The organism is Sedimentibacter sp. LTW-03 (genome assembly GCF_052059825.1).
Taxonomy (GTDB): Bacteria; Bacillota; Clostridia; order Tissierellales; family Sedimentibacteraceae; genus Sedimentibacter.
Window position 1 is genome coordinate 2,914,885 of sequence record NZ_CP197180.1, and the last position, 20,448, is coordinate 2,935,332.

Here is a 20,448-nt window from a genome sequence, read left to right on the forward strand (position 1 = left end):
CGCAAGAAACATTGAGGACTGTATTCACAGGAGTGAGATTAAAACCATGAAATATGATATGTCAAAATATCGAAGAGATAATTGGTATAATTTCTTAAAATATTTCAAGTGTTTAGAAAGAACAAGGAGACTGGCTTATATAACTAATATAATTGAGGGATTTAATAGGTAACTTAGAAAAGTTAAAAAAATAAGACTGTATTTTCTACTAGCTACAGTCTTTTTAAACTATGTATTTGGCTATGATATTGGACTTGTGTCAATAGAGTAGACACAAAAAGTTTAACTTTTTTTACACCACTCAGGCAGCTTCATGAGCAGCCTGTGGAGTCATATAATTTATAGCACCATGAATCCTTTTACGGTTGTACCAGGATTCGATATATTCAAATATTGCCTTGCGGGCAACATTGAAATCAAAGTATCTGTGATGGTTTACTTCTTCCTTTTTAAGTATAGAATGGAAAGACTCAATGCATGCATTATCATATGGGTTACCTTTCCTACTAAAGGAATGAATAATTTCTTTTGAGGATAAATAGTCTTCAAATAAACGGCTTGTGTACTGTGTACCTAAATCGCTGTGCAGAATAATGCCTTTTGTATCACTAACATTCATGCAGGCATTTTTAACAGCTTTTACAGCTAATTTAGCTGTCATTGAAGTTCCGTATGCGTAACCGATAATCTTCTTGCTATGGAAATCCATGACTGAAGCTAAATAAGTCCAGCCATTTTTAATGGTATAAATGTAGGTGATATCAGTGCACCATTTTTGGTTGATGCTAATTGTTTTAAAGTCTCTGTTCAAGATATTTTATTTGTCATCTGATGTAACTTTTTCTGAGTGATAACGAAATTTTTTAACAACTATGGATTTAATGTCCATTGCACTCATATATCTCTGAACACGCTTAAGGCTTACTTTTATGCCACGACTGGTTAAGATATTATGGATTTTTGGAGCTCCATACCTGGATTTGCTTTCTTTCCAGATTTGTTTAATCTCAGCTTTTAGTTTTGCCATTTCAAGCTGACGTTTAGAAGGTATATTAACTAAAGCCTTGTAATATGTGCTTCTCGGAAATTTTAAGGCTTTGCATATAAGTTTTACAGGATATTTTGATTTGTAATTTTCAATAAAAGCAACGACTTCTTTTATTGTTTTCTTGCGAATATGGCGGTAGCTTTTTTTAATATTTCATTCTCTATCTCAAGCTCTGCAATGCGTTTTTTCATTGCTTGGTAATCCTTAGCAGTCAATTCCTCATTACCAGTGACCTTGACTGGACTTAATTGCTTAATCCATTTATATATCGTTACTGTTGCCACGCCATATTCACTGCTCAGGCAAGCTACTGAGCTTCCTGAATTATACAAATCTACTATCTGTTGTTTAAATTCATCCGTATAACGGATACCATTTTTGGACATTGTTTAACACGCACCTTTCATTGTATTTATATTTTATCGTGTTAAACTTTTCGTGTCCACATTTATATACTAACACCATATATATTACATAAATGGGGTGAAATTCGTCCTCAGCTTGTAATATTTCTTGAAGAATGAATACAAAAAAATTTTCATTAACTTTTATAAAACAAATAAGAGAAGAGACTAATCTTTAGCATCTTCTCTTATAAAAGACCATGTTTATGTATCATATAAATTGCACAATGTTAGCTTGATATAAATGTATAGCATTTTAGATGGTTAATAGTTATTTTGTATGTTTAAGAAATTATCCATTACTATTTCTTTTAAATCATCCACATTTTGACAGGTATAATCAGGATTACTATTAATCAGTGCAGCTTCATCATGTGTTCCCCAAATGGCAGCAACAGATATAACACCTGCTTTATTAGAGGCAATAATATCTTTTGGATCATCACCGATTGAAATTGTATTTTCTGCTTGTGTGTTCATTTTATCTAGTGCTTTTAATATAGGAGCTGGATGGGGCTTATGTAGGGTAGTATCATGATAGCAAACTAAATTAGAGATATTCCAATTCCAGTAAGATATTATCTGCTTACAATAAAAAATAGGGCTATTTGTTACTATACACAGTGGTATGTTATTAACATATATATATTCAATTAATTCATTAATTCCCTCGTAGGGAGTAAATCTTGGTATTAATTTATAAACATTTTGCCAATCTCTGTTTCTCCTTAATTCAAGAGCCAAATCTGTATCAATTAACGTTTGATCTAAATCAAATATTATTCCCATCAAATACTCCTATATCAGACAGTGTTACCTGTATGCTTTTTTGATACTTAGTAGATTTTTCTACACTTTTATGTGTAGCTATTGTTTGACTTTGAATAAGTTTAAATAAACTATTAATATCATCTTCATTCTTAAGGGGTAATGCTAGATTGCTATTAATTAATTTAAGGTTTCCTTGACTTTGGCTATATCCATGATATTCAGAATCATGAGCATAACAAGCTAATATTTTTTTTTGAGATAAGGCAAAATTTACTGTATGCATGGTTCCACCTTTAATGTCTGTTTCTACTACTATAACAGATGAACTTAAACCGCTTTGTATTCTATCTCTTTCAACGTAATTATTAGCAAAGGGTACTGTTCTAATTGGATATTCGCTCACTAGACACCCATTATTATCTAAAATATTTTGTGCGAGCGCTTTATTAGAAGAAGGATATATTTTGTCAAGACCAGCTGGTAGGACTGCAATAGATTTTCCATTATTTTTCACACAACCAAAATGAGCAAAACTGTCGCAACCTAAAGCCAAACCACTTATAACTACATTTCCTCTATTTGCAGCAATTTCTCCTAGTTTTATTGCAACTTTTTCTCCTTGTATAGTGGGTTTGCGAGTACCAATTATAGCAACAGAATCATTCATATATAAGCAATCTTTATTTCCTTTCACAAAAATTACTACCGGAGGGTCACTTATATCTCTTAATTTTGAAGGATAATCTTTATCAAAAATACTTATTGTTTGAATATTTTGTGACTTACTTTCTTTAATTATATTTTCAGCGTTCTCAATATAATTATGAATTGCATTATCATTCAAGTTTGTTTGAGCTTTATTATTCTTAACTATAAACTCCAAAATTTCTTTATAAATATTTTCATCAATACTAACATTTTTGTATTTATGATATATTTTTTGTACTGTTTTTCTGCCGACTTTAGGCATTTGCAATAAAGCTAGTATAAATGATTTATTCATAAAACCGCCTGCTTTGTTTTTTATGCATTATACCACACAACTTTCTTTTTATCTATAAATATATTAAATTCAATCCCTTTACTAGAGCCTTCTAACAGCTTAATCCCATTCCTAGTCCTACTATTTTTTTAGCACCTGCTCTTATTAGCATATCAATAAATTCTCCCATTGTGTCACCAGATGTAATTACATCATCTAATAACAGTACATGTGCGTTGTTAATCAAATTTTCATTTATTATCTCAATACTTTTTTTATGCCTTCCGGGTGTACGTTCACCATGAATATGAGCTTCTGGTAAATCATGTTTTCTATAAAAGCATTCAGTGCCATCAATCAATTTGTGATTATGGTTCTCGCATAATTTTTTTGCTATATTTCCTATATGGCTTGTAGCATTTGACTTGCTTCGAGGTATATAACATAATAAAATATCTCGATTGTAATCAAAATTTATGATTGATTGTAATTCATTATAAAAATACTTTTCCGCTTGCTTTTGTTTTTTTACTTTCCAGTCCTCAATCTCGTAGCCTTTTAAATCCATTATTTTTTTGTCAAAATCATCTTGATAACCGATGTTTGACCAATATGGATGGTATTCACGAATATACCCTACATTATCTGTTAACCAAGTTACCATATCATAGTAAATCATTTTCTTTCCTCCATTAGAAGTTTTTAAATAAGAAATATGCAAACGTTTGTTTTGTGCCTAATAAAAAATTAATATAGCTATTTTTATAATTTATTTCTGTTCCACTGGAACAAAACTCACAAAACAAACACAAAAACCACCGGAATATACTTAACTTGTTCGCCTTCAAAAAAATTAATCTTCTTCCTTCTTCCATTTAATATAAGTTCACTTATTTTACCAATAATAATATTTTGTTCGTATCTATTCAAACGCCTAAACATGTCCAGTAAAAGTGCTTCTTTTTCTGTCATACCCAATACGCCCCCGCCTATTTATAAACACAATATAAGTATCGGTTTAAAAAATGGATGGTTAAATTAATGGATAGTATTGTTATTGCTATTTGTTAACCCTATCTTTAAAATCTACTTCCGCAATTTCGTCAGACATTTCCATGTTGCTATTTTCAATGTTTTTATTGTAAAGCATCTCGGAAATTTTCCCTATTATGATGTTTTGTTCATATTTATTTAAAAGCCTAAATTCTTCAAGCAATTCGGATTCTTCCGGAGTAATATCAAGTTCTTTATTTTTATGTGTAATATCAGGAAGATCTGTTCGACCTGTTAAATAGTCAAGAGAGACATCAAAATATTCAGCAATGGCAGTAATTACTTCTATTGAAGCAGCACGTTGCTTATTTTCAATTTTGCTTATTGTGTGATAAGAAACCCCGATGTGATCGGATAAAATTTTTTGGCTTACATTAGCTTTTTTCCTTAGTAATTGTAATCTTTCGGCAAAGATATTAGAATCAAACATAAAAACCTCTTGACATGAGACTTAAAGTCGTATACAATAAGAATACAAAGACTAAAAGTCTGGTTATTTTAATTGAGGAAGGGTTAAGTATGATAAAGATGAGACAAGAACGCATCAAAAATAGGTGGTCACAAAGCTATGTCGCTAAAAAGATAGACATAACAAAATCAGCATATTCCAATATAGAAACACAAAAAAGAAAGCCATCCTATGAAGTTCTTGTCAAACTCGAAAACCTATATAACCTTTCTCACAGGGATCTGCTGCAACAGGTCCCTGATGAAAACATTTTAACAGAATAATCATTTTTTTTCAACATTTATTGCCACATTATTGAAGAAAAGACAAATTTTTATTAGGTGTTCCACTGGAACAGAAGTACAAGCCTAGTTAATTTAGCTGTAATGACGTATAGAATAATTCCCCCATTGTTTTGTACATGGGTTATTGCAGCTAAGTTAAACCTTTTTTCTTTTCAGTAAGCATGAAAAGTACATAGAGTATTAAAAAAGGTTGGCTTATGCAGCTTGAAATCTGAATAAGTGTTTCTGATACATTCCTTATGCGGCCTGAAAAGGAAAGCGACTACAGGACTGCGCCATGAAAGATATTGTTTATGAGATAATATCTGAGCGGTCATAATTTTTAGAGTACCTGCAAGGTTAACACGGCGGTGTTAACTCGCCATGATTCGCATAAGGGAATAATGATACTTCCGTTCAGCCACAGCTGGTAGCAATGGGGACGGCTCGCCATAAGCATGGGGAGGACTAAAGCGTTATATATTGAATAACGAAAGGTCATGGAGTTGGCAAGACCGTCGGAAATACTGTAATTTTAACTGTAGAGCTAACAAATAAATTTAATTTATTAATTAGCTGTGTGGTTAAAGTATTATTAATTACTGCAATTTGTGGCATACAATGAAATTACGGCAAGATAAAAATAAATAGACAAAATAATTAACGGAATGTTTTACTAACTGAGCATTCCGTTTCTATTTGCAAAATAAAAGTAAAATATATAAAAAAGGAGGTGCGGAATGGAATATTTACAGCTTCAGTATAGCTATTTAAAGAATGGGCTAGAGGACTTTAATTTAAAGTCTATGGAAGATTTTAAAAATGTTTTTAATATACCACCTGAATATATTGCAGGCTATAATGGTCTACATGAAGATAAAAAGCAGTTGTTTGGAGAGTTCCTTGTAAGCTATTTAAATCGTATAGGGCTTAACACTAAAGCAAATTTTGTTCCGGTAAGTATATATTATGTGGAAGAAATCACTCTTGGCGGTAAAGTACAAGAAAATGATGAATACTACACCGAGTATTCTAGACAGTTTTATATTTTGCATTCGGACGGGAAAAAAGAAAAAATGAAACGCAAGGGATATCGTGATAAAGATGTTATTTATCCCTTTACTAAGGAAAATAAAAAGCACTTTTTAAGATTTGATTTCCTGGAAAATAAAAAGAAGGTTTGGTTGCATGTAATATCACCTACAGAATGGTATTGATTATGGATATGAACGATATAAAAAACAATAAGGTTTAAAAAACTAACAATTTTTATCTAACGCACACGGTACAAGCTATGTGTGCTTTTTGTTGAAATTTTAAGTTATAATTGGATTTTCGTTAGAATAAAATGATAAAGAAGGGGTGATTTCATGTCTTTAAGTAAGCAAGATTTTTCTTGCAAGAATGTATTCAAGAATTCAAGCGAACATCAGATAAAACAAGAATTTAATCAAAAGGTTATAGAGCTTATAAATCAGGTTGAAAAGAATAAAACAAACGTTATTTATAAAAGGGATTTACAGATTATTTCGCATTAGATATAATATATCTATGTAGTTAGATTTGTTTTATCTCTTTTGAATAACAAAGGGGATATAATACGTGACTGTTATTGAAAGAGTTTTAAGGGTTGCAATCTACTGTCGCTTATCTGAAGAGGATAGAGATAAAAAAAAGGACACGGATGATAGCGATAGCATACAGAACCAAAAGTCAATACTTATTAAATATGCTCTTGATCAAGGGTGGGAAGTTTATAAGATATATAGTGATGATGATTATACCGGCGCAGATAGAAACCGACCGGATTGGAACGAACTTCTTAAGGATGCAGAAAGCCGTAAATTTGATATAGTATTATGTAAGACACAAGCAAGGTTTACAAGAGAATTAGAGCTTGTTGAAAAATACATACATGGTCTTTTCCCAATATGGGGCATTCGGTTCGTAAGTGTTGTTGACAACGCTGACACTGCTAATAAAGGAAATAAAAAGTCCAGACAGATTAATGGCCTTGTAAACGAATGGTATTTGGAAGACCTTTCCGAAAATATTAAAAGTGTATTAGAAGATCGACGAAAAGAAGGATATCATATAGGCTCATTTGCTTTATACGGGTACAAAAAAGATCCTGATCAGGAGGGACATCTAATTATTGACGAGGAAGCTGCAGAAGTGGTAAGAGAAGTTTTCGCTTTATTTTCTCAAGGATATGGTAAAACAAAAATTGCACGAATGTTAAACGAAAGAGGAATACCTAATCCGACAGAATATAAAAGGCAAAAAGGATTAAGATACAAACAAGCGATATCAAGAAACAGTACCTTATGGAAATATTATTCTATTTCAGATATGCTAGTTAATGAAATGTACATAGGGAATATGGTACAGGGTAAGTATGGAAGTGTCTCGTATAAAACCAAAAAGAATAAGCCTAGACCAAAAGAACTGTGGTATAGGGTAGAAGGAACACATGAAGCTATTATAGATAGTGATCTTTGGGATAGAGTGCAAGAATTAATAAAGCAAAAAACTAAGCCCTTTAAAATCGGCAAAATTGGTATATTTGCAAAAAAAGCAAAATGTATGCATTGTGGTTATACATTGCGCTCTGTCAAGAATCATGGTTATTACTATCTTCAGTGCCAAAATAAGTACGTTTCAGAGGATTCATGCATAGGTTCTTTTATACCTGTTAAAAAGCTTGAGAAGCTTGTTTTAGACGAACTTCATAAACTAATAAATGAATATCTTGATAAAGATGAAGTTGAAAGGAAAATAGAGTTAAATAATAACTTCAATAATCAAAAAGTAAAGCTTGAAAAAAGTATTACGTTATTTGAGAAAAAGATAGAAGAGTATTCTTCTGGTATACAGAATCTATATTTGGATAAGGTAAAAGGTATAATAACAGAAAAGCAGTTTGTAGAGTTTTCAAGAAATTTTACAGATGAAAAAGAAAAGTATGAAGGATTTGTAACTGAACATATAAAACAGATATCAGATATCAATGAAAAAATGCATACTGGAGATAATCGACTCCAGATTGTAGAACAATACATGAATATAGAAAAGTTAGATAGAGAAACAGTTGAAAAACTAATAGATTATATTTTAATCGGTAAACGAGATGAACAAACAAAAGAAGTACCGATTGAAATACATTGGAATTTTTAAGGTTCTTCACTGTGTCTTTTCTGGTGAAGAGCCTTTATTTAAAATCATTAAAGTTATCTTTACAAAGTAGCACCATCTGCGGCCATATCATTGTATAAATCTGCTACAGGCTCTCCTTTCGCTTGTGTATATTTTGCATCCCATGGCACACCGGATGAATCAAGTAAAAACGGGCAGGTTTCATGATTAGCGTAGTATCCTCCCAGTCCTGCTGCTATTAATTCATCTCTGGTGGCACCTTTTATTAACTTTTTAAATAAAGTTGCAACCATTTCCATATGCCCCAGCTCTTCCGTGCCTATATCAGTAAGTAATGCTTTAGTTTCGTTTAGAGGCATATTAAATCGTTGAGTAAGATAATTCATACTTGCACTTGCTTCGCCGTCAGGACCACCGTATTGGTTAAGGACAGCCTGTGCCATCTTTAAGTCTTTATTTGAAACTCTTACAGGGTACTGTAACTTTTTTTCATATATAAACATTTAATCATTCCTTTCTGCGATATTGTTTAAATTACATTTCCCATGGCCATGGACTGTTCATATAGCTCCATGTGTTGCCAGTTTCCTGGCTCATTATCGACATGATTCCAAATTTCGATTCATACACAGGCAGAATCTGCATAAGCTGCTCGGTTACTGCTTTATGTCTATGCAGGGCAACAGGATCATTTGGATGGGTGTCTAAATAAAGAGACAAATCATATATAGCGAACTCCAGTTTTTGAATGTCTAAAAGCATAAGACGCTGTTCGTTTGACATATTAATATTACGACCGTTGTTAATCATGATTGCACCTCTCTTTGAAAGAATTCCATATAAGGAGTAACCAATTCGGGAAACAATGTACCATGGATGAATGCTTCATTTATATTGTTAAAATATAAGGGGTCTATTTGATATGGTACGTATCCATAACCTGGCATAGGATTTTCAGGCATATATGGAACCATTGGTACGAAATTATCATTATAATTTATATGCAAAGTTTTCATTCCTTTCCTTAATGATTTTGCTATTTAGATTTTCAGCAATAGATACAATTATAGTATTCATATATTGACAAATAGTGACTCTTCATCAAAGAACTTTAATTAAAAATTTAAAATAAGAAATTCTACGAATATGTGTTATTGAAATGTTTTTTAATTTAGTTGATAAAATTATAACCGATTATAATAAGTCGGTGAAAAGTATTGATATGTTTAAATGGACTTGGCTTAACTTTTATATGTTTAGGAATATCATAAATTGATAAGAAAACATATTGACAAATGATTTGTGTTATGGTAACATCTTTTTCACAGGTAATAAATATATATGGAAGCTTAGCTCAGTTGGGAGAGCATCTGCCTTACAAGCAGGGGGTCATAGGTTCGAGCCCTATAGTTTCCACCATAATAAGAGGATGTTGTTAAGCATCCTCTTTTAATATTTTTTGAGCATGTAATAATCCTCGTAATTTAGTTAGAATTAACGGCAATGGTATAAATATAATAATTTCTGAAAAATTTTAAAAAACATATTGACAAATATAAAAACTTAATTTATAATTGTATAAAAATAATTTATTATGTAAATTTAATGATTGGAAGAGTAAATTAAATTTAGCTTCAGCGAGCTGGCGCAGAGTGTGAGGTCGGCAGTGATATTTAATGGAAAAGAATCCATGAAAAGATTCTCAGAAGTAGCAGTATGAGAATACGGTTAAATACCGTTACTATGAAAGAGCGAGCAAGCTGCTTAAAGAAGAGTGGTACCGCGGTTTAAAAAACTGCCTCTTTATAAGCAGTTTTTTGTATGTTCAAAATAGGGCTGATGGATTTTGAATAAAGTGTCTGAAAGCATAAATATACATTGAACAATTATTGATTACTAATAAATAAAATCGGAGGATAGAAAAATGGAAAAGGAAAAAGTAGTATTAGCATATTCTGGAGGATTGGATACATCGATTATTATTCCTTGGTTAAAGGAAAATTACAATGACTTAGATATCATTGCTTGTTGTGTTAATGTAGGACAGGAAGATGATATGGATCTTGTAAAAAGCAAGGCGATTGATTCGGGAGCTAGTAAAGTCTATATTGAAAATGTAGTTAATGAATTTGTTGAAGAGTATGTGTATAAAGGAATCAAGGCAAATGCTGCATATGAAGGTAAATATCTTTTAGGAACTGCCTATGCACGACCTTTGATTGCTAAGAAGCTTGTGGAAACAGCTCATAGGGAAGGAGCTAAATATATAGCGCATGGATGTACAGGTAAAGGCAATGATCAGGTCCGCCTTGAAACAGCAATAGCTGCATTAGACCCGTCGATTCAAATTATAGCACCTTGGCGTATATGGGATATAACTTCAAGGGAAGAAGCTATAGATTATGCAGAAGCTAAGAATATTGACCTAAATGGTATTACTAAAGAGAAAATATATTCAAGGGATCAGAATATTCTACACATCAGCCATGAAGGTGGAATGCTTGAAAATCCTGCAGTTGAACCTGACTTCAATGAAATCCTTGTTATGACTAATACTGTTGAAAAAGCACCGGACGCACCTGAGTATGTTGAAATAGAATTTAATGAAGGTATACCTGTTAAATTAAATGGTAAAAAATTAAACGGTGAAGAGATGCTCACTGCATTGAATAAGGCAGGAGGAACTAATGGAATAGGAGTAATAGATTTGCTTGAAAATCGTCTTGTTGGAATGAAGTCAAGAGGAGTTTATGAAACACCGGGAGGAACTTTGTTGCTGGAAGCTCATAAATATTTGGAAAGCTTTGTTTTGGAGAAGGAAGCTACGCACTTTAAAGAAATAATAGGTCAAAAATATGCCGAGCTTGTATATAATGCTATGTGGTTTTCAGGATTAAAAGATGCCTTTGATGCATTTATAGATTCTACTCAGAAAAAAGTAACAGGAACAGTTAAGTTAAAATTATACAAAGGAACAATTAAGTTTGCGGGAATGGAATCTGACTATGCTTTATATAATGAATCAATTTCGTCATTCTCTACTGGGGACTTGTTTGATCAGAAAGATGCTTCCGGATTTATTCACTTGTACAGTCTGCCATATAAAATTCAGGCTTTAAATGAAATGAACAGCAAAAAAAATATTACTGAAGTAACTTATAGTTTTAAGGAATAAGCTGCTTTAATAACGTGTTAGAACAACCATGTTTAAGTAGAATGTAAACACTTTGAGAAAGCGTCAATCAATTAAAATGATTGATGCTTTTTGTATATTTATTTTTAAAATAGCAATGAAATAAACTTTATATACGTAATGATTTTAAAAAAACCCTAGCCAAACCAACAACCTGTATGATACAATTAAGTAGTTGGTTATGTTTATTATTAACAAGAAGGGGGTTATATTATGAACTTGATTGATTTTTTTATCAGTCGCCTAAATACTATACTGGATTTAACATGGGAGCACTTGCTGATGGTTCTAATCGCTATGGCGATTTCAATTATCTTGGGTGTTTTATTAGGTGTTTTAATAACATATAACGAAAAAGCTTCTAGGCTTGTTTTAAATGTTGCTGAAATACTTATGACAATTCCAAGTCTGGCGTTATTTGCTGTATTAATACCGATTTTTCATATTGGAGCAACCCCTGCTATTATAGGACTAGTTTTGTACACTCAGCTTCCGATAATAAGGAATGTGTATACAGGAATTAAAAGCATCAATCCATCAATAATAGAATCTGCTAAAGGCATGGGAATGTCTGATTTTAAAATTATGTATAAAATCAAACTTCCGTTAGCTTTTTCGGTACTCATTGCAGGAGTAAGGACAGCGGTTGTTATGGGAGTAGGTATGGGTGCAATAGCGTCTTATGTTGGTGCAGGAGGACTTGGCGATTATATCTTCCAAGGTATTCAGAGGACAAATGATAAAATGGTTATAATAGGAGCAATAATGATTTCATTAATGGCGATTATAATGGACAGAGTACTATATATTGTACAAAAGAAAGTAGAAGTAAAGTAGACGAAATAGGAGGTAATGCTATTTGATAAAATTTGAAAATATCACTAAGAAATACTCAAATTCAAAATATCCGGCAGTTGATAACTTAAATCTTCATATTAAAAAAGGAGAAATATGTATACTTGTAGGTCCTTCAGGGTGCGGAAAGACAACTACTATGAAAATGATTAACCGATTAATAGAACCAACAACAGGAAACATTTATATTAACGGTGAAAATATTAAAAACCAAAATCCTGTTGAATTAAGAAGAAATATAGGATATGTAATACAGAATATAGGATTGTTTCCGCATATGACTATTGCAGAAAACATAGCAACTGTTCCTAAAGAGAAAAAGTGGGACAAGGAAAGGATTAATAAACGAGTTGATGAATTGCTTGAACTTATGGAGTTAAATCCGGCAATTTATAAAAACAGAAAGCCTTCCGATTTAAGCGGAGGTCAGAGGCAAAGGGTAGGAGTTGCCAGAGCGCTTGCTGCGGATCCACCCGTAATGTTGATGGACGAGCCATTTGGAGCACTTGACCCTATAACAAGGAGCAAGCTTCAAAATGAATTTTTACACGTCCAAGATAAAATAAAAAAGACTATTATATTTGTAACGCACGATATTGATGAAGCAATAAAAATGGGGGATAAGATTGTTGTAATTAGACAGGGGAAAATAGTGCAGCAGGGAACTCCAAATGATATATTGAGTTCACCTGCAGATGAATTTGTAGAGAATCTTGTAGGAGGAAACCGATCTATTAAGAGGTTAAATCTTATAAGGTGTGAAGAAGTAATGCATAACACCTTAAGTGTTAATATGAATACTCCTGTGGCAGAAGCAATTGCTACTATGAAACAAAAAGATTTAAAAACAATTGCTATAACTGAACAAGATGATAAGTTGAATGGGTTTATACAATTAAAAGATATTGAAGGAAAAGACGGTTTGGTAAGTGATTTTAAGAAAGAGCTGGAAGTTATAGTGGAGGAAAGAATGCCTCTTAATGATGCGCTGTCTGAAATGCTTCGCATAGGGCAAAGATATATATATGTCACAGACGAGAAGGACCATCTAAAAGGGTGGATCGGAATTAATGATATATTGAATGCGGTGAGCTACAATGACTAGAACGGATAATAAAAAAATAAAAATAGGAGCATTTTTATTTCCTCTAATACTATTAGCTTTGGGTATAGGGTACAGTTTTTATGTTGTTAATTATCCTCAAGATAAAATTGTATCGAATTATGTTACGTATAGTAAAATTTTTAAACTATTAAGCCAGCACATAGGATTGGTAATGGCTTCTGCAGGTGCTGCAATAGTGGCTTCGGTACCGTTGGGTATTTTTCTTACGAGACCTAAATTTAAGCGATTTACAAATGTAGTTGTAGGCATTGTTAATGTTGGGCAGACTGTTCCAAGTTTGGCAATATTAGCGTTGTTTGTTAGTTTTTTAGGCGTAGGGTTTAAATCAGGAGTGTTTGCTCTTTGGGTTTACTCATTGCTGCCTATATTGAACAATACATTAGCAGGAATACTAGGTGTTGACAAATCTATACTTGAAGCTGCGAAAGGTATGGGTATGACAGCAACGAAAATTTTAACAAAAATAGAACTTCCCATAGCATATCCTGTAATTATGGCTGGAATACGTACTGCTGTTACAATAAATATAGGTACTGCCACTCTAGCTGCTTTTATTGGAGCCGGAGGACTGGGAGACTTAATTATCGCAGGCAATAACATAAATAGATGGCAAATTGTAATATTGGGAGCTGTACTTTCAGCATTGCTTGCATTATTGACAGATTATTTAATGAGTTTATTTGAAGATCATTTAAAAAATATATAAATTAAATAGGAGGGATTTGATGATTAAAAAATCAAAACGTGTAAGAAGTTTAGTTTTGACATTAGTATTATTACTTATAGCAGTGTCGCTGAGTGCATGTGGCGGTAAAGACGATAATACCATTAAAATAGGCTCAAAAGAATTTACGGAGCAATTACTTTTAGGAAAAATAACTGTAATTGCTTTGGAAGATGCAGGTTTTCAAGTAGAAGACAAGACAGGTGTTGCAGGATCAGATAAGGTGCGTTTAGCACTTGAAAACGGAGACTTTAGCATGTATTGGGAGTATACCGGTACAGCATGGCTGTCTCAGCTGCAGCATGATGATCCAATAACGGATCCTCAAGAAGCTTATGAGAAGGTAAGAGATGAAGATGCAAATAATGGATTAATATGGCTTCAGTATGCGCCGTTAAATAATACGTATACTTTGATGATGAGACGTGCAGACTCTGAAGAGCTTGGTATAAAAACTATTAGTGATTTAGCTGAATATATCAACTCAAATCCCGGTGAATTAAGGGTGGCAATAGACCATGAATTTTCAATAAGACCCGACGGTTATCCTGGGGTACAAGAACACTATGGATTCTCACAAGGCGAAGATGAGATAAAAATAATGGATCTTGGAATTATGTATAAAACCTTAAAAGAAGAGCAGGTAGATGTTGCAATGGGATTTGCGACGGATGGGCGTATACCTGCATATGACTTGGTTAATTTGGAAGATGACAAGGCATTTTTCCCTGTTTATAATGCGGCGCCTGTTGTTAGAAGTGAAGTACTGGAAAACAACCCTGAAATAGAGGACATTCTTCAAAAGATTGCTGTATTATTGGATACTGAGGCAATGATGAAACTAAATTATGAAGTAGATATAAATGAGAGAGAGCCTGAAGAGGTTGCAAGAGAGTGGCTTCAATCAGAAGAGCTTATAGATTAATATTTTGGAGAAGGGGCATCCTAATAAGGGTGCCTTTTTATTTAGGTTTAAATCTTATTGCGAATCTCTCTAAATTCATATATATTATATTTAAAGAAAAATTCATTAAATAATTACTATGGTACGAAGAAAGGACAAATATATGGACAATAAAGTTAAGAGTTCTGTATATCAGAAAATAGCCCTGGATATAGCTTCCAGAATTGTTGAACATAATTTTGAAATAGGCGAAAAAGTGTATGCAAGGTCTTCTATAGCAAACCGATACAATGTTTCGCCGGAAACAGCAAGAAGGGCAATAAATGTTCTTGCTGATTTAGAAATTGTAGATACAGTGAAGGGTAGCGGCGTTATTATTAAATCCTATGAGAATGCAGCTAAATTTATAAGACATTTTAGTGATAAACAAACAGTTAATTCTATAATATCTGAATTGTACAGCAGTCTAGACAATCAAAAAAAAGAAATAAATTATATTAAGTCCAAATTTGATTTGTTATTAGAAAATACACAGCGATTTCAATCAATTAACCCATTTGTGCCTTTTGAGATAAGAATCACTGAGGATTCAAGCCGTTTAGGAAAAACTGTATCAGAAAGCAACTTTTGGCAAAATACAAACGCAACTATTATTGCTATAAAGCGAGATGGTGTTATTATTTTGTCTCCAGGTCCGTATGCTGTATTTAAAGAAAATGATATATTTTATTTTGTTGGTGATGAAAATAGCTATAACCGCGTAAAGGACTTTATATATGGTAATATAAAAAGCGAATAACAAAGAGGGTAAATTAGTTGCTTTCTTGATAAATATATGTCCAATTAGAGAGAGAAAAACTCTCTTTTTTTGTTATAAAAAATCAGTATTGTATTTGTATAAAATAATGCTATAATATACAGTACACATTAAGGAGGTGGTTAATTGAACAAAGACCAAATAGAAGTTAAAAATTCATCTATGAATACAATGACCTGCGGCAGTCCGCTAAAAATAATACTTACTTTTGCATTTCCAATGCTTATAGGAAATATATTTCAACAATTATACAACATGGTAGACAGTATTGTTGTTGGCAATTATGTTGGGAAGTTGGCATTAGCGGCAGTAGGGACAGGATTTCCGATTATATTTATGATGGCTGCAATGTTTATTGGCCTTGGGCTGGGGGCTACAATTCTTATTTCTCAATATGTCGGAGCCGGTGATATGGATAACGTTCAGAGAACTGCCCAGACTATTTATACAGCAATGATTTTAGGATCTATACCTATTTCTATAATAGGGATTTTTTTGTCTGAGCCTATTTTAGTACTCATTAAAACCCCAATCGATGCTCTGCCTATGGCTAAAACATATATGATGATTATATTCAGCGGTATGATAGGAGGGTTTGGATTTAATGTTAATGCCGGAATACTGCAGGGATTTGGCGACAGTAAATCGTCACTTTTGTTTCTTTCCATAGCAACCGTAATGAACATTATCCTCGATTTGATTCTTGTAATTGTATTTGGTATGGGAGTTGCTGGTGTTGCAGTAGCAACGATCACAGCGCAAATGGCTTCTTGGATTTTTGGAATTATATATATGAAAAGAAAATATGCGGTTTTAGATTTCCCGGTTTTTAAGTTTAAATTTGATAAAGCTATATTTGGTAAAATAGTAAAGCTGGGTCTTCCGGCAGGAATACAACAGACACTTTTTTCAATAGGAATTATGAGTCTGCAATCTCTCGTAAACGGATATGGTTCTGACTTTATTGCCGGATTTAATGCTGCTAATAAAATTGATACCTTTGCATTTATGCCTATTCAGAGCTTTAGTAATGCAGTTACAACATTTACGGGGCAAAACATTGGCGCCGGACGAATGGACAGAGTTCATAAGGGTACTGTTACGGCAGTAGGATTGTCTGTCATGGTTTGTTTGGCATGTCTGGTTATTATTCCATTGGGGCCTTCATTGCTGGGAATGTTTAACTCAGATCCTGCGGTAATTGAGTCTGGGATGATATATTTGAAAAATGTTATGCCGGCAATTTCACTGTTGGCAATTGTATTTACAATTAATGCTGTAATAAGAGGCGCAGGGGAATCTATTGTTCCGATGATGGGTGCTATAATATCTCTTTGGCTTGGAAGAATTCCGGCAGCGTACTATATAGCAGATAAATATGGAAAAGAATACATGTTTTTGAGCTACGCGGTTGGATGGGCGTTTTGGCTTCTAATTTCAGGGCCATATTATTTGTCAGGTAAATGGAAAACAAAGTCGGAAGAATTGCTGGGTAAGCAAAATTATAGTAGTTAATTTGAATAAAACGGCAGGAAGATATAATTTAATTTATACCTTATATTAAAGAAAAAAATATATAACAAAGCACCGGCGCATTCCGTCGGTGCTTAAATTAGATCTGATTATTTGTATCTGTCCATTACTTCCTTTATTTTTGCGGGTGCTATTTTGCATTTATCTTCAGAAACCGCACAAACTGCAAATCTTAGTCCTTTCTTTAATGCAACAACGAACAAGTTCTCTTTTATTAATTCATCAGACAACTGTTTTGCATTGCTGCAAGGTATGCTGACAAAGAATCCATCTCGGTAAGGTAAAATTTTTAAGCCGCATTCTTCTGCGCTTTTTACAAAGGCATTTGCACGTTTTTTTAACATCGCTCTGTATTTAGCTACTTCTTCTTCATAAGCTTTTCTTTTAGCAGGGTCTTTGGCTATACTAGTCATAACAGACATTGCGCCCCTTGTTCCGTTTGACCAGTTCGCTCTGTTTGCGTGCATGCATGTGTAATAGAATTCTTTAGCTATTTCTTCATTTGAAGAAACACCGATAATTGCCCCAGATCTCATGCCATACATTGTATATCCTTTTGACATGCTGTATGCTATCAGTATAAGTATATTTTCAGGAAGATTAGAAAATTTGGCAAAAAACTTTCTTCTATCTTTGTCGGCATAGTCAATATAAGCAACATCGACCATAAATATTATTTTATTTTCCGGGTCTTTAGCTTTTTCCTTTGCGATGTCTAAAACTTCATCCCATTCTTCATCAGACAGACTGTATCCTGTAGGATTGTTAGCAGGAGTATTTAATACAGTGACAAGTCTTTTTTGCTTATCAATTAAGTTTTCAAATTTTTCTTTGAATGAAGTAATATTAAATACGCCCTTATCATTAAAGAATTCATAATTTGTAACTGTTCTGCCAAATTCTTCCGAAATTGTCACGTATGGTGACCAGAACCAGTCGCAAACAAGTATAGAATCTCCCGGTTCAGTATAATTCCAAATTGAATGCCTTACTGCTCCTGTTCCTCCAGGGGTTGCGACGGCTTTTATATAAGCTTTTGGTCGATATTCTTTAAAGCATGCATCTTGAACAGCTTCCAGAAAGTCTGCTTGCCCCGCTACCTGAGCATATGCTGCTATTGCAGCATTTGGAAGTGATTTTAATTCACTGTATACTGTATCAAGACAAATAAGATTTCCATCATCGTCAACAAGCGCTCCAAGAGTAGAATCAATAACGTTTTCTTTGCCGTACTTATCAATAGCTTCCTTTGCCTTTGCAGCAAGCCCGAATATTGCATCATTTTCCATAGGCCACACTGCATGGGAAGCAACCATATTAAATGCCATAATAACACCTCGTTTTTTCTTTAATTTTAACAAATTAAAAAAAATAAGTCAATATCAATAAAATACATAGTTGTATAATATGAAATATATAAAATAACTTATTAATTTATCGATTTTTCTAAAAAAACATTGACAAATTTAGACACAGAGGTTATTATATACAAGTTCATAAAAAAAATGATCCATTAGCTCAGCAGGCAGAGCACTTGACTTTTAATCAAGGTGTCCGGCGTTCGAATCGCCGATGGATCACCATTACAAACAACATTTGACGCTCTTCGCGACGTTGAATGTTGCTTTTTTTGTAAGTTTTATTTATAAATACTATAATTGTAAAATTGTATTCGGAGAAACTACAAAAAAATAAAAATTATTTTTTATTTCTTACATTTTTCTACAAAGTTTTGCAAAATTACATTGTATATTTACCTTATTGATTAAAAATAATTAGTGAAGGTAAAGGGGAACAAATGATTAGTAGCGAAGAGATGAGGTTAATTGTACAAGGAGATCTAGCAAAAAAAATGAATGTAGAAGGCCTTCAGGATATGCAGGAGATAGATGATATAGCAAGAAGGCAGAGCGAAAAGATGGCAGCATTGGGTCAGCTAGCTGGTGGAATTGCTCATGACTTTAATAATCAGTTAATGAGCATAATCGGGAATGCGACTATGATACAGCGAACTGATGACTTAAAAAAAGTTAAAGAATATGCAGAAAGAATAATTCACATTTCACAAAGTACGGCAAATTTGACTAAAAAAATTCTTATGTTTTCGAAAAAGGAAAGCAGCACAAACAAACCGGTTAATTTGAAAAATGTATTGGACAACACATACATGATGGTAGAATCCATATTAAACAAAAAAATAGAACTTAGTTATAAGTATGGAGCCGCAAACAAGTCAGTGTTGGGTGATGAAGCTCAAATCGAGAATTTAATTGTAAATCTTATATTAAATTCAAGGGACGCCATGAATGATTCAGTTGGCAAAATTGAAGTAGGAACTTTAGACACAGTTGTATTTTCAGAAATGGTTCTAAGTCATGGTGAAACCTTAAAGCCTGGGCAATACATAACAATTTATGTTGAAGACAATGGTTCGGGAATAGGCGAGGATGTTTTCATGAAAATATTTGAGCCGTATTATACAACAAAAGCTAAAACAAAGGGAACAGGTTTGGGACTATCCGTGGTTTTTGGGACTGTAAAATCCCATTCTGGTTTTATTAACGTAAGAAGCAAAGTAGGGTGGGGAACAAGATTTGAAATTTTCCTGCCGGTGTATAACAAAAAATATTCAGTTAATAAAACCACTAAAATTGACGTTGATAGCAATTTGATTATGCTGGTTGATGATGATGAAAATGTACTCGATGTTGAAACAGAGTTGCTTGAAGATTTGGGATATGACGTTATTAAGTTTAGCAAACCGTTGGAAGCATTGGAGTATTACAAAAGACACAGCTGCAAAATTGCTTTTTCAGTAATAGATTTATCAATGCCTATAATGTCGGGAAAACAGCTGTATGAGGAAATGAAAAAAACTAAAAATAAAACAAAGGCTTTTTTTATTACCGGTTTCGCGCAGCAATCAGATTATGAGGAATTGATAAGTAAAGGCGAAGTTATTATACATAAGCCGTTTACATACGAAGACTTGTCGGCAAATATAGCTAAAATTTACAAGTGAGATTAATTAAATCTATAGAGATACGTAAGTATATTTCTATAGATTTTTATTTTTATTAAAATATCTTAACAATATTTATTATACTTTGTTTTGACAATTATAAAATATTTGATAGAATGTAAAAGAAA

At 32.9% G+C, this 20,448-nt stretch carries 21 protein-coding genes, 2 tRNA genes, 1 pseudogene, 1 CRISPR repeat array and 1 other annotated feature (1 of these 26 only partly in view); of the genes and pseudogenes, 14 read left to right on the forward strand and 10 right to left on the reverse strand.

The genetic code is table 11. The features are described 5' to 3' along the window. A CRISPR array of direct repeats spans positions 1 to 45; the repeat unit is 30 nt; it begins 968 nt to the left of the window's first position. Positions 46 to 301: 256 nt separating this feature from the next. The 6 genes and pseudogenes from ACS3UD_RS14220 to ACS3UD_RS14245 form a co-directional block, all read right to left on the reverse strand. After that, a pseudogene (locus ACS3UD_RS14220) lies at positions 302 to 1,434 on the reverse strand (IS3 family transposase). Between the two features lie 282 nt (positions 1,435 to 1,716). After that, entirely contained in the window at positions 1,717 to 2,241 is a 525-nt protein-coding gene (locus ACS3UD_RS14225; protein WP_440977677.1) for an HAD family hydrolase, read from the reverse strand. Beyond that, positions 2,225 to 3,226 (reverse strand): DNA-processing protein DprA, encoded by a 1,002-nt coding sequence (gene dprA, locus ACS3UD_RS14230; RefSeq protein ID WP_440977678.1) that lies wholly within the window; start codon positions 3,224 to 3,226, stop codon positions 2,225 to 2,227. The genes ACS3UD_RS14225 and dprA overlap by 17 nt, the downstream gene beginning before the upstream one ends. Before the next feature lie 91 nt (positions 3,227 to 3,317). Beyond that, a complete protein-coding gene (locus tag ACS3UD_RS14235; RefSeq protein WP_440977679.1) occupies positions 3,318 to 3,884 on the reverse strand; it encodes a phosphoribosyltransferase in 567 nt (188 codons plus the stop codon). A 116-nt stretch (positions 3,885 to 4,000) separates the two neighbouring features. Then, complete coding sequence (locus ACS3UD_RS14240) at positions 4,001 to 4,177, reverse strand: hypothetical protein (RefSeq protein ID WP_440977680.1); 177 nt, start codon at positions 4,175 to 4,177, stop codon at positions 4,001 to 4,003. Between the two features lie 88 nt (positions 4,178 to 4,265). Continuing rightward, positions 4,266 to 4,688 (reverse strand): helix-turn-helix domain-containing protein, encoded by a 423-nt coding sequence (locus ACS3UD_RS14245; protein ID WP_440977681.1) that lies wholly within the window; start codon positions 4,686 to 4,688, stop codon positions 4,266 to 4,268. 89 nt (positions 4,689 to 4,777) lie between these two features. On the opposite strand from ACS3UD_RS14245, the gene ACS3UD_RS14250 reads away from it, so the two are divergent. From ACS3UD_RS14250 to ACS3UD_RS14265, 4 genes are all read left to right on the forward strand, one after another. Continuing rightward, positions 4,778 to 4,990: a helix-turn-helix domain-containing protein gene (locus ACS3UD_RS14250; RefSeq protein WP_440977682.1), complete on the forward strand. Its 213-nt coding sequence runs from the start codon at positions 4,778 to 4,780 to the stop codon at positions 4,988 to 4,990. A gap of 740 nt (positions 4,991 to 5,730) precedes the next feature. Next, the gene (locus tag ACS3UD_RS14255) at positions 5,731 to 6,207 is read left to right on the forward strand and encodes a hypothetical protein (RefSeq protein ID WP_440977683.1); all 477 of its coding nucleotides are present in this window, start codon (positions 5,731 to 5,733) and stop codon (positions 6,205 to 6,207) included. 153 nt (positions 6,208 to 6,360) lie between these two features. Further along, on the forward strand, positions 6,361 to 6,528 hold the full coding sequence (locus ACS3UD_RS14260; protein ID WP_440977684.1) for a hypothetical protein: 168 nt from the start codon (positions 6,361 to 6,363) through the stop codon (positions 6,526 to 6,528). Between the two features lie 73 nt (positions 6,529 to 6,601). Beyond that, positions 6,602 to 8,167: a recombinase family protein gene (locus ACS3UD_RS14265; protein ID WP_440977770.1), complete on the forward strand. Its 1,566-nt coding sequence runs from the start codon at positions 6,602 to 6,604 to the stop codon at positions 8,165 to 8,167. Between the two features lie 59 nt (positions 8,168 to 8,226). On the opposite strand, the gene ACS3UD_RS14270 is transcribed toward ACS3UD_RS14265, so the two are convergent. Genes ACS3UD_RS14270 through ACS3UD_RS14280 form a run of 3 tightly spaced genes read right to left on the reverse strand, consistent with a single transcriptional unit; the run spans position 8,227 to position 9,162 of the window. Then, a complete protein-coding gene (locus ACS3UD_RS14270) occupies positions 8,227 to 8,649 on the reverse strand; it encodes a manganese catalase family protein (protein ID WP_308138971.1) in 423 nt (140 codons plus the stop codon). Positions 8,650 to 8,680: 31 nt separating this feature from the next. Then, positions 8,681 to 8,956: a spore coat protein CotJB gene (locus ACS3UD_RS14275; protein ID WP_308138970.1), complete on the reverse strand. Its 276-nt coding sequence runs from the start codon at positions 8,954 to 8,956 to the stop codon at positions 8,681 to 8,683. Beyond that, complete coding sequence (locus tag ACS3UD_RS14280; protein ID WP_308138969.1) at positions 8,953 to 9,162, reverse strand: spore coat associated protein CotJA; 210 nt, start codon at positions 9,160 to 9,162, stop codon at positions 8,953 to 8,955. The genes ACS3UD_RS14275 and ACS3UD_RS14280 overlap by 4 nt, the downstream gene beginning before the upstream one ends. A 327-nt stretch (positions 9,163 to 9,489) precedes the next feature. Between ACS3UD_RS14280 and ACS3UD_RS14285 the strand changes: the two genes are divergently transcribed. From ACS3UD_RS14285 to ACS3UD_RS14320, 8 genes are all read left to right on the forward strand, one after another. After that, a tRNA-Val gene (locus ACS3UD_RS14285) sits at positions 9,490 to 9,565 on the forward strand. A 177-nt stretch (positions 9,566 to 9,742) separates the two neighbouring features. Beyond that, positions 9,743 to 9,952 (forward strand) — a binding site (T-box leader). A gap of 118 nt (positions 9,953 to 10,070) precedes the next feature. Then, on the forward strand, positions 10,071 to 11,321 hold the full coding sequence (locus tag ACS3UD_RS14290) for an argininosuccinate synthase (RefSeq protein WP_308138968.1): 1,251 nt from the start codon (positions 10,071 to 10,073) through the stop codon (positions 11,319 to 11,321). A 231-nt stretch (positions 11,322 to 11,552) separates the two neighbouring features. Further along, complete coding sequence (locus tag ACS3UD_RS14295) at positions 11,553 to 12,176, forward strand: ABC transporter permease (RefSeq protein ID WP_308138967.1); 624 nt, start codon at positions 11,553 to 11,555, stop codon at positions 12,174 to 12,176. Positions 12,177 to 12,198: 22 nt separating this feature from the next. Continuing rightward, the gene (locus ACS3UD_RS14300; RefSeq protein WP_308138966.1) at positions 12,199 to 13,299 is read left to right on the forward strand and encodes an ABC transporter ATP-binding protein; all 1,101 of its coding nucleotides are present in this window, start codon (positions 12,199 to 12,201) and stop codon (positions 13,297 to 13,299) included. Further along, on the forward strand, positions 13,292 to 14,026 hold the full coding sequence (locus tag ACS3UD_RS14305) for an ABC transporter permease (RefSeq protein ID WP_308138965.1): 735 nt from the start codon (positions 13,292 to 13,294) through the stop codon (positions 14,024 to 14,026). The genes ACS3UD_RS14300 and ACS3UD_RS14305 overlap by 8 nt, the downstream gene beginning before the upstream one ends. Before the next feature lie 19 nt (positions 14,027 to 14,045). Next, positions 14,046 to 14,969, forward strand: coding sequence for a glycine betaine ABC transporter substrate-binding protein (locus ACS3UD_RS14310; RefSeq protein ID WP_308138964.1), 924 nt, complete (start codon positions 14,046 to 14,048; stop codon positions 14,967 to 14,969). Positions 14,970 to 15,111: 142 nt separating this feature from the next. After that, entirely contained in the window at positions 15,112 to 15,747 is a 636-nt protein-coding gene (locus ACS3UD_RS14315) for a TrkA C-terminal domain-containing protein (RefSeq protein ID WP_308140086.1), read from the forward strand. A gap of 144 nt (positions 15,748 to 15,891) precedes the next feature. Continuing rightward, positions 15,892 to 17,280 carry an MATE family efflux transporter gene (locus tag ACS3UD_RS14320; protein WP_308138963.1) on the forward strand — a complete coding sequence of 463 codons (1,389 nt, stop codon included), beginning with the start codon at positions 15,892 to 15,894 and terminating at the stop codon, positions 17,278 to 17,280. Positions 17,281 to 17,387: 107 nt separating this feature from the next. Here the strand turns inward: ACS3UD_RS14320 and ACS3UD_RS14325 are convergent, their stop codons facing one another. After that, positions 17,388 to 18,626, reverse strand: a complete 1,239-nt coding sequence (locus ACS3UD_RS14325; protein WP_308138962.1) for a pyridoxal phosphate-dependent aminotransferase — start codon at positions 18,624 to 18,626, stop codon at positions 17,388 to 17,390. A gap of 179 nt (positions 18,627 to 18,805) precedes the next feature. Here ACS3UD_RS14325 and ACS3UD_RS14330 point away from each other — a divergent pair. Together ACS3UD_RS14330 and ACS3UD_RS14335 are read left to right on the forward strand one after the other, a co-directional pair. Continuing rightward, positions 18,806 to 18,881: transfer RNA gene (locus tag ACS3UD_RS14330), tRNA-Lys, on the forward strand. Positions 18,882 to 19,096: 215 nt separating this feature from the next. Continuing rightward, on the forward strand, positions 19,097 to 20,320 hold the full coding sequence (locus tag ACS3UD_RS14335) for a hybrid sensor histidine kinase/response regulator (RefSeq protein ID WP_308138961.1): 1,224 nt from the start codon (positions 19,097 to 19,099) through the stop codon (positions 20,318 to 20,320). Positions 20,321 to 20,448 lie beyond the last annotated feature (128 nt).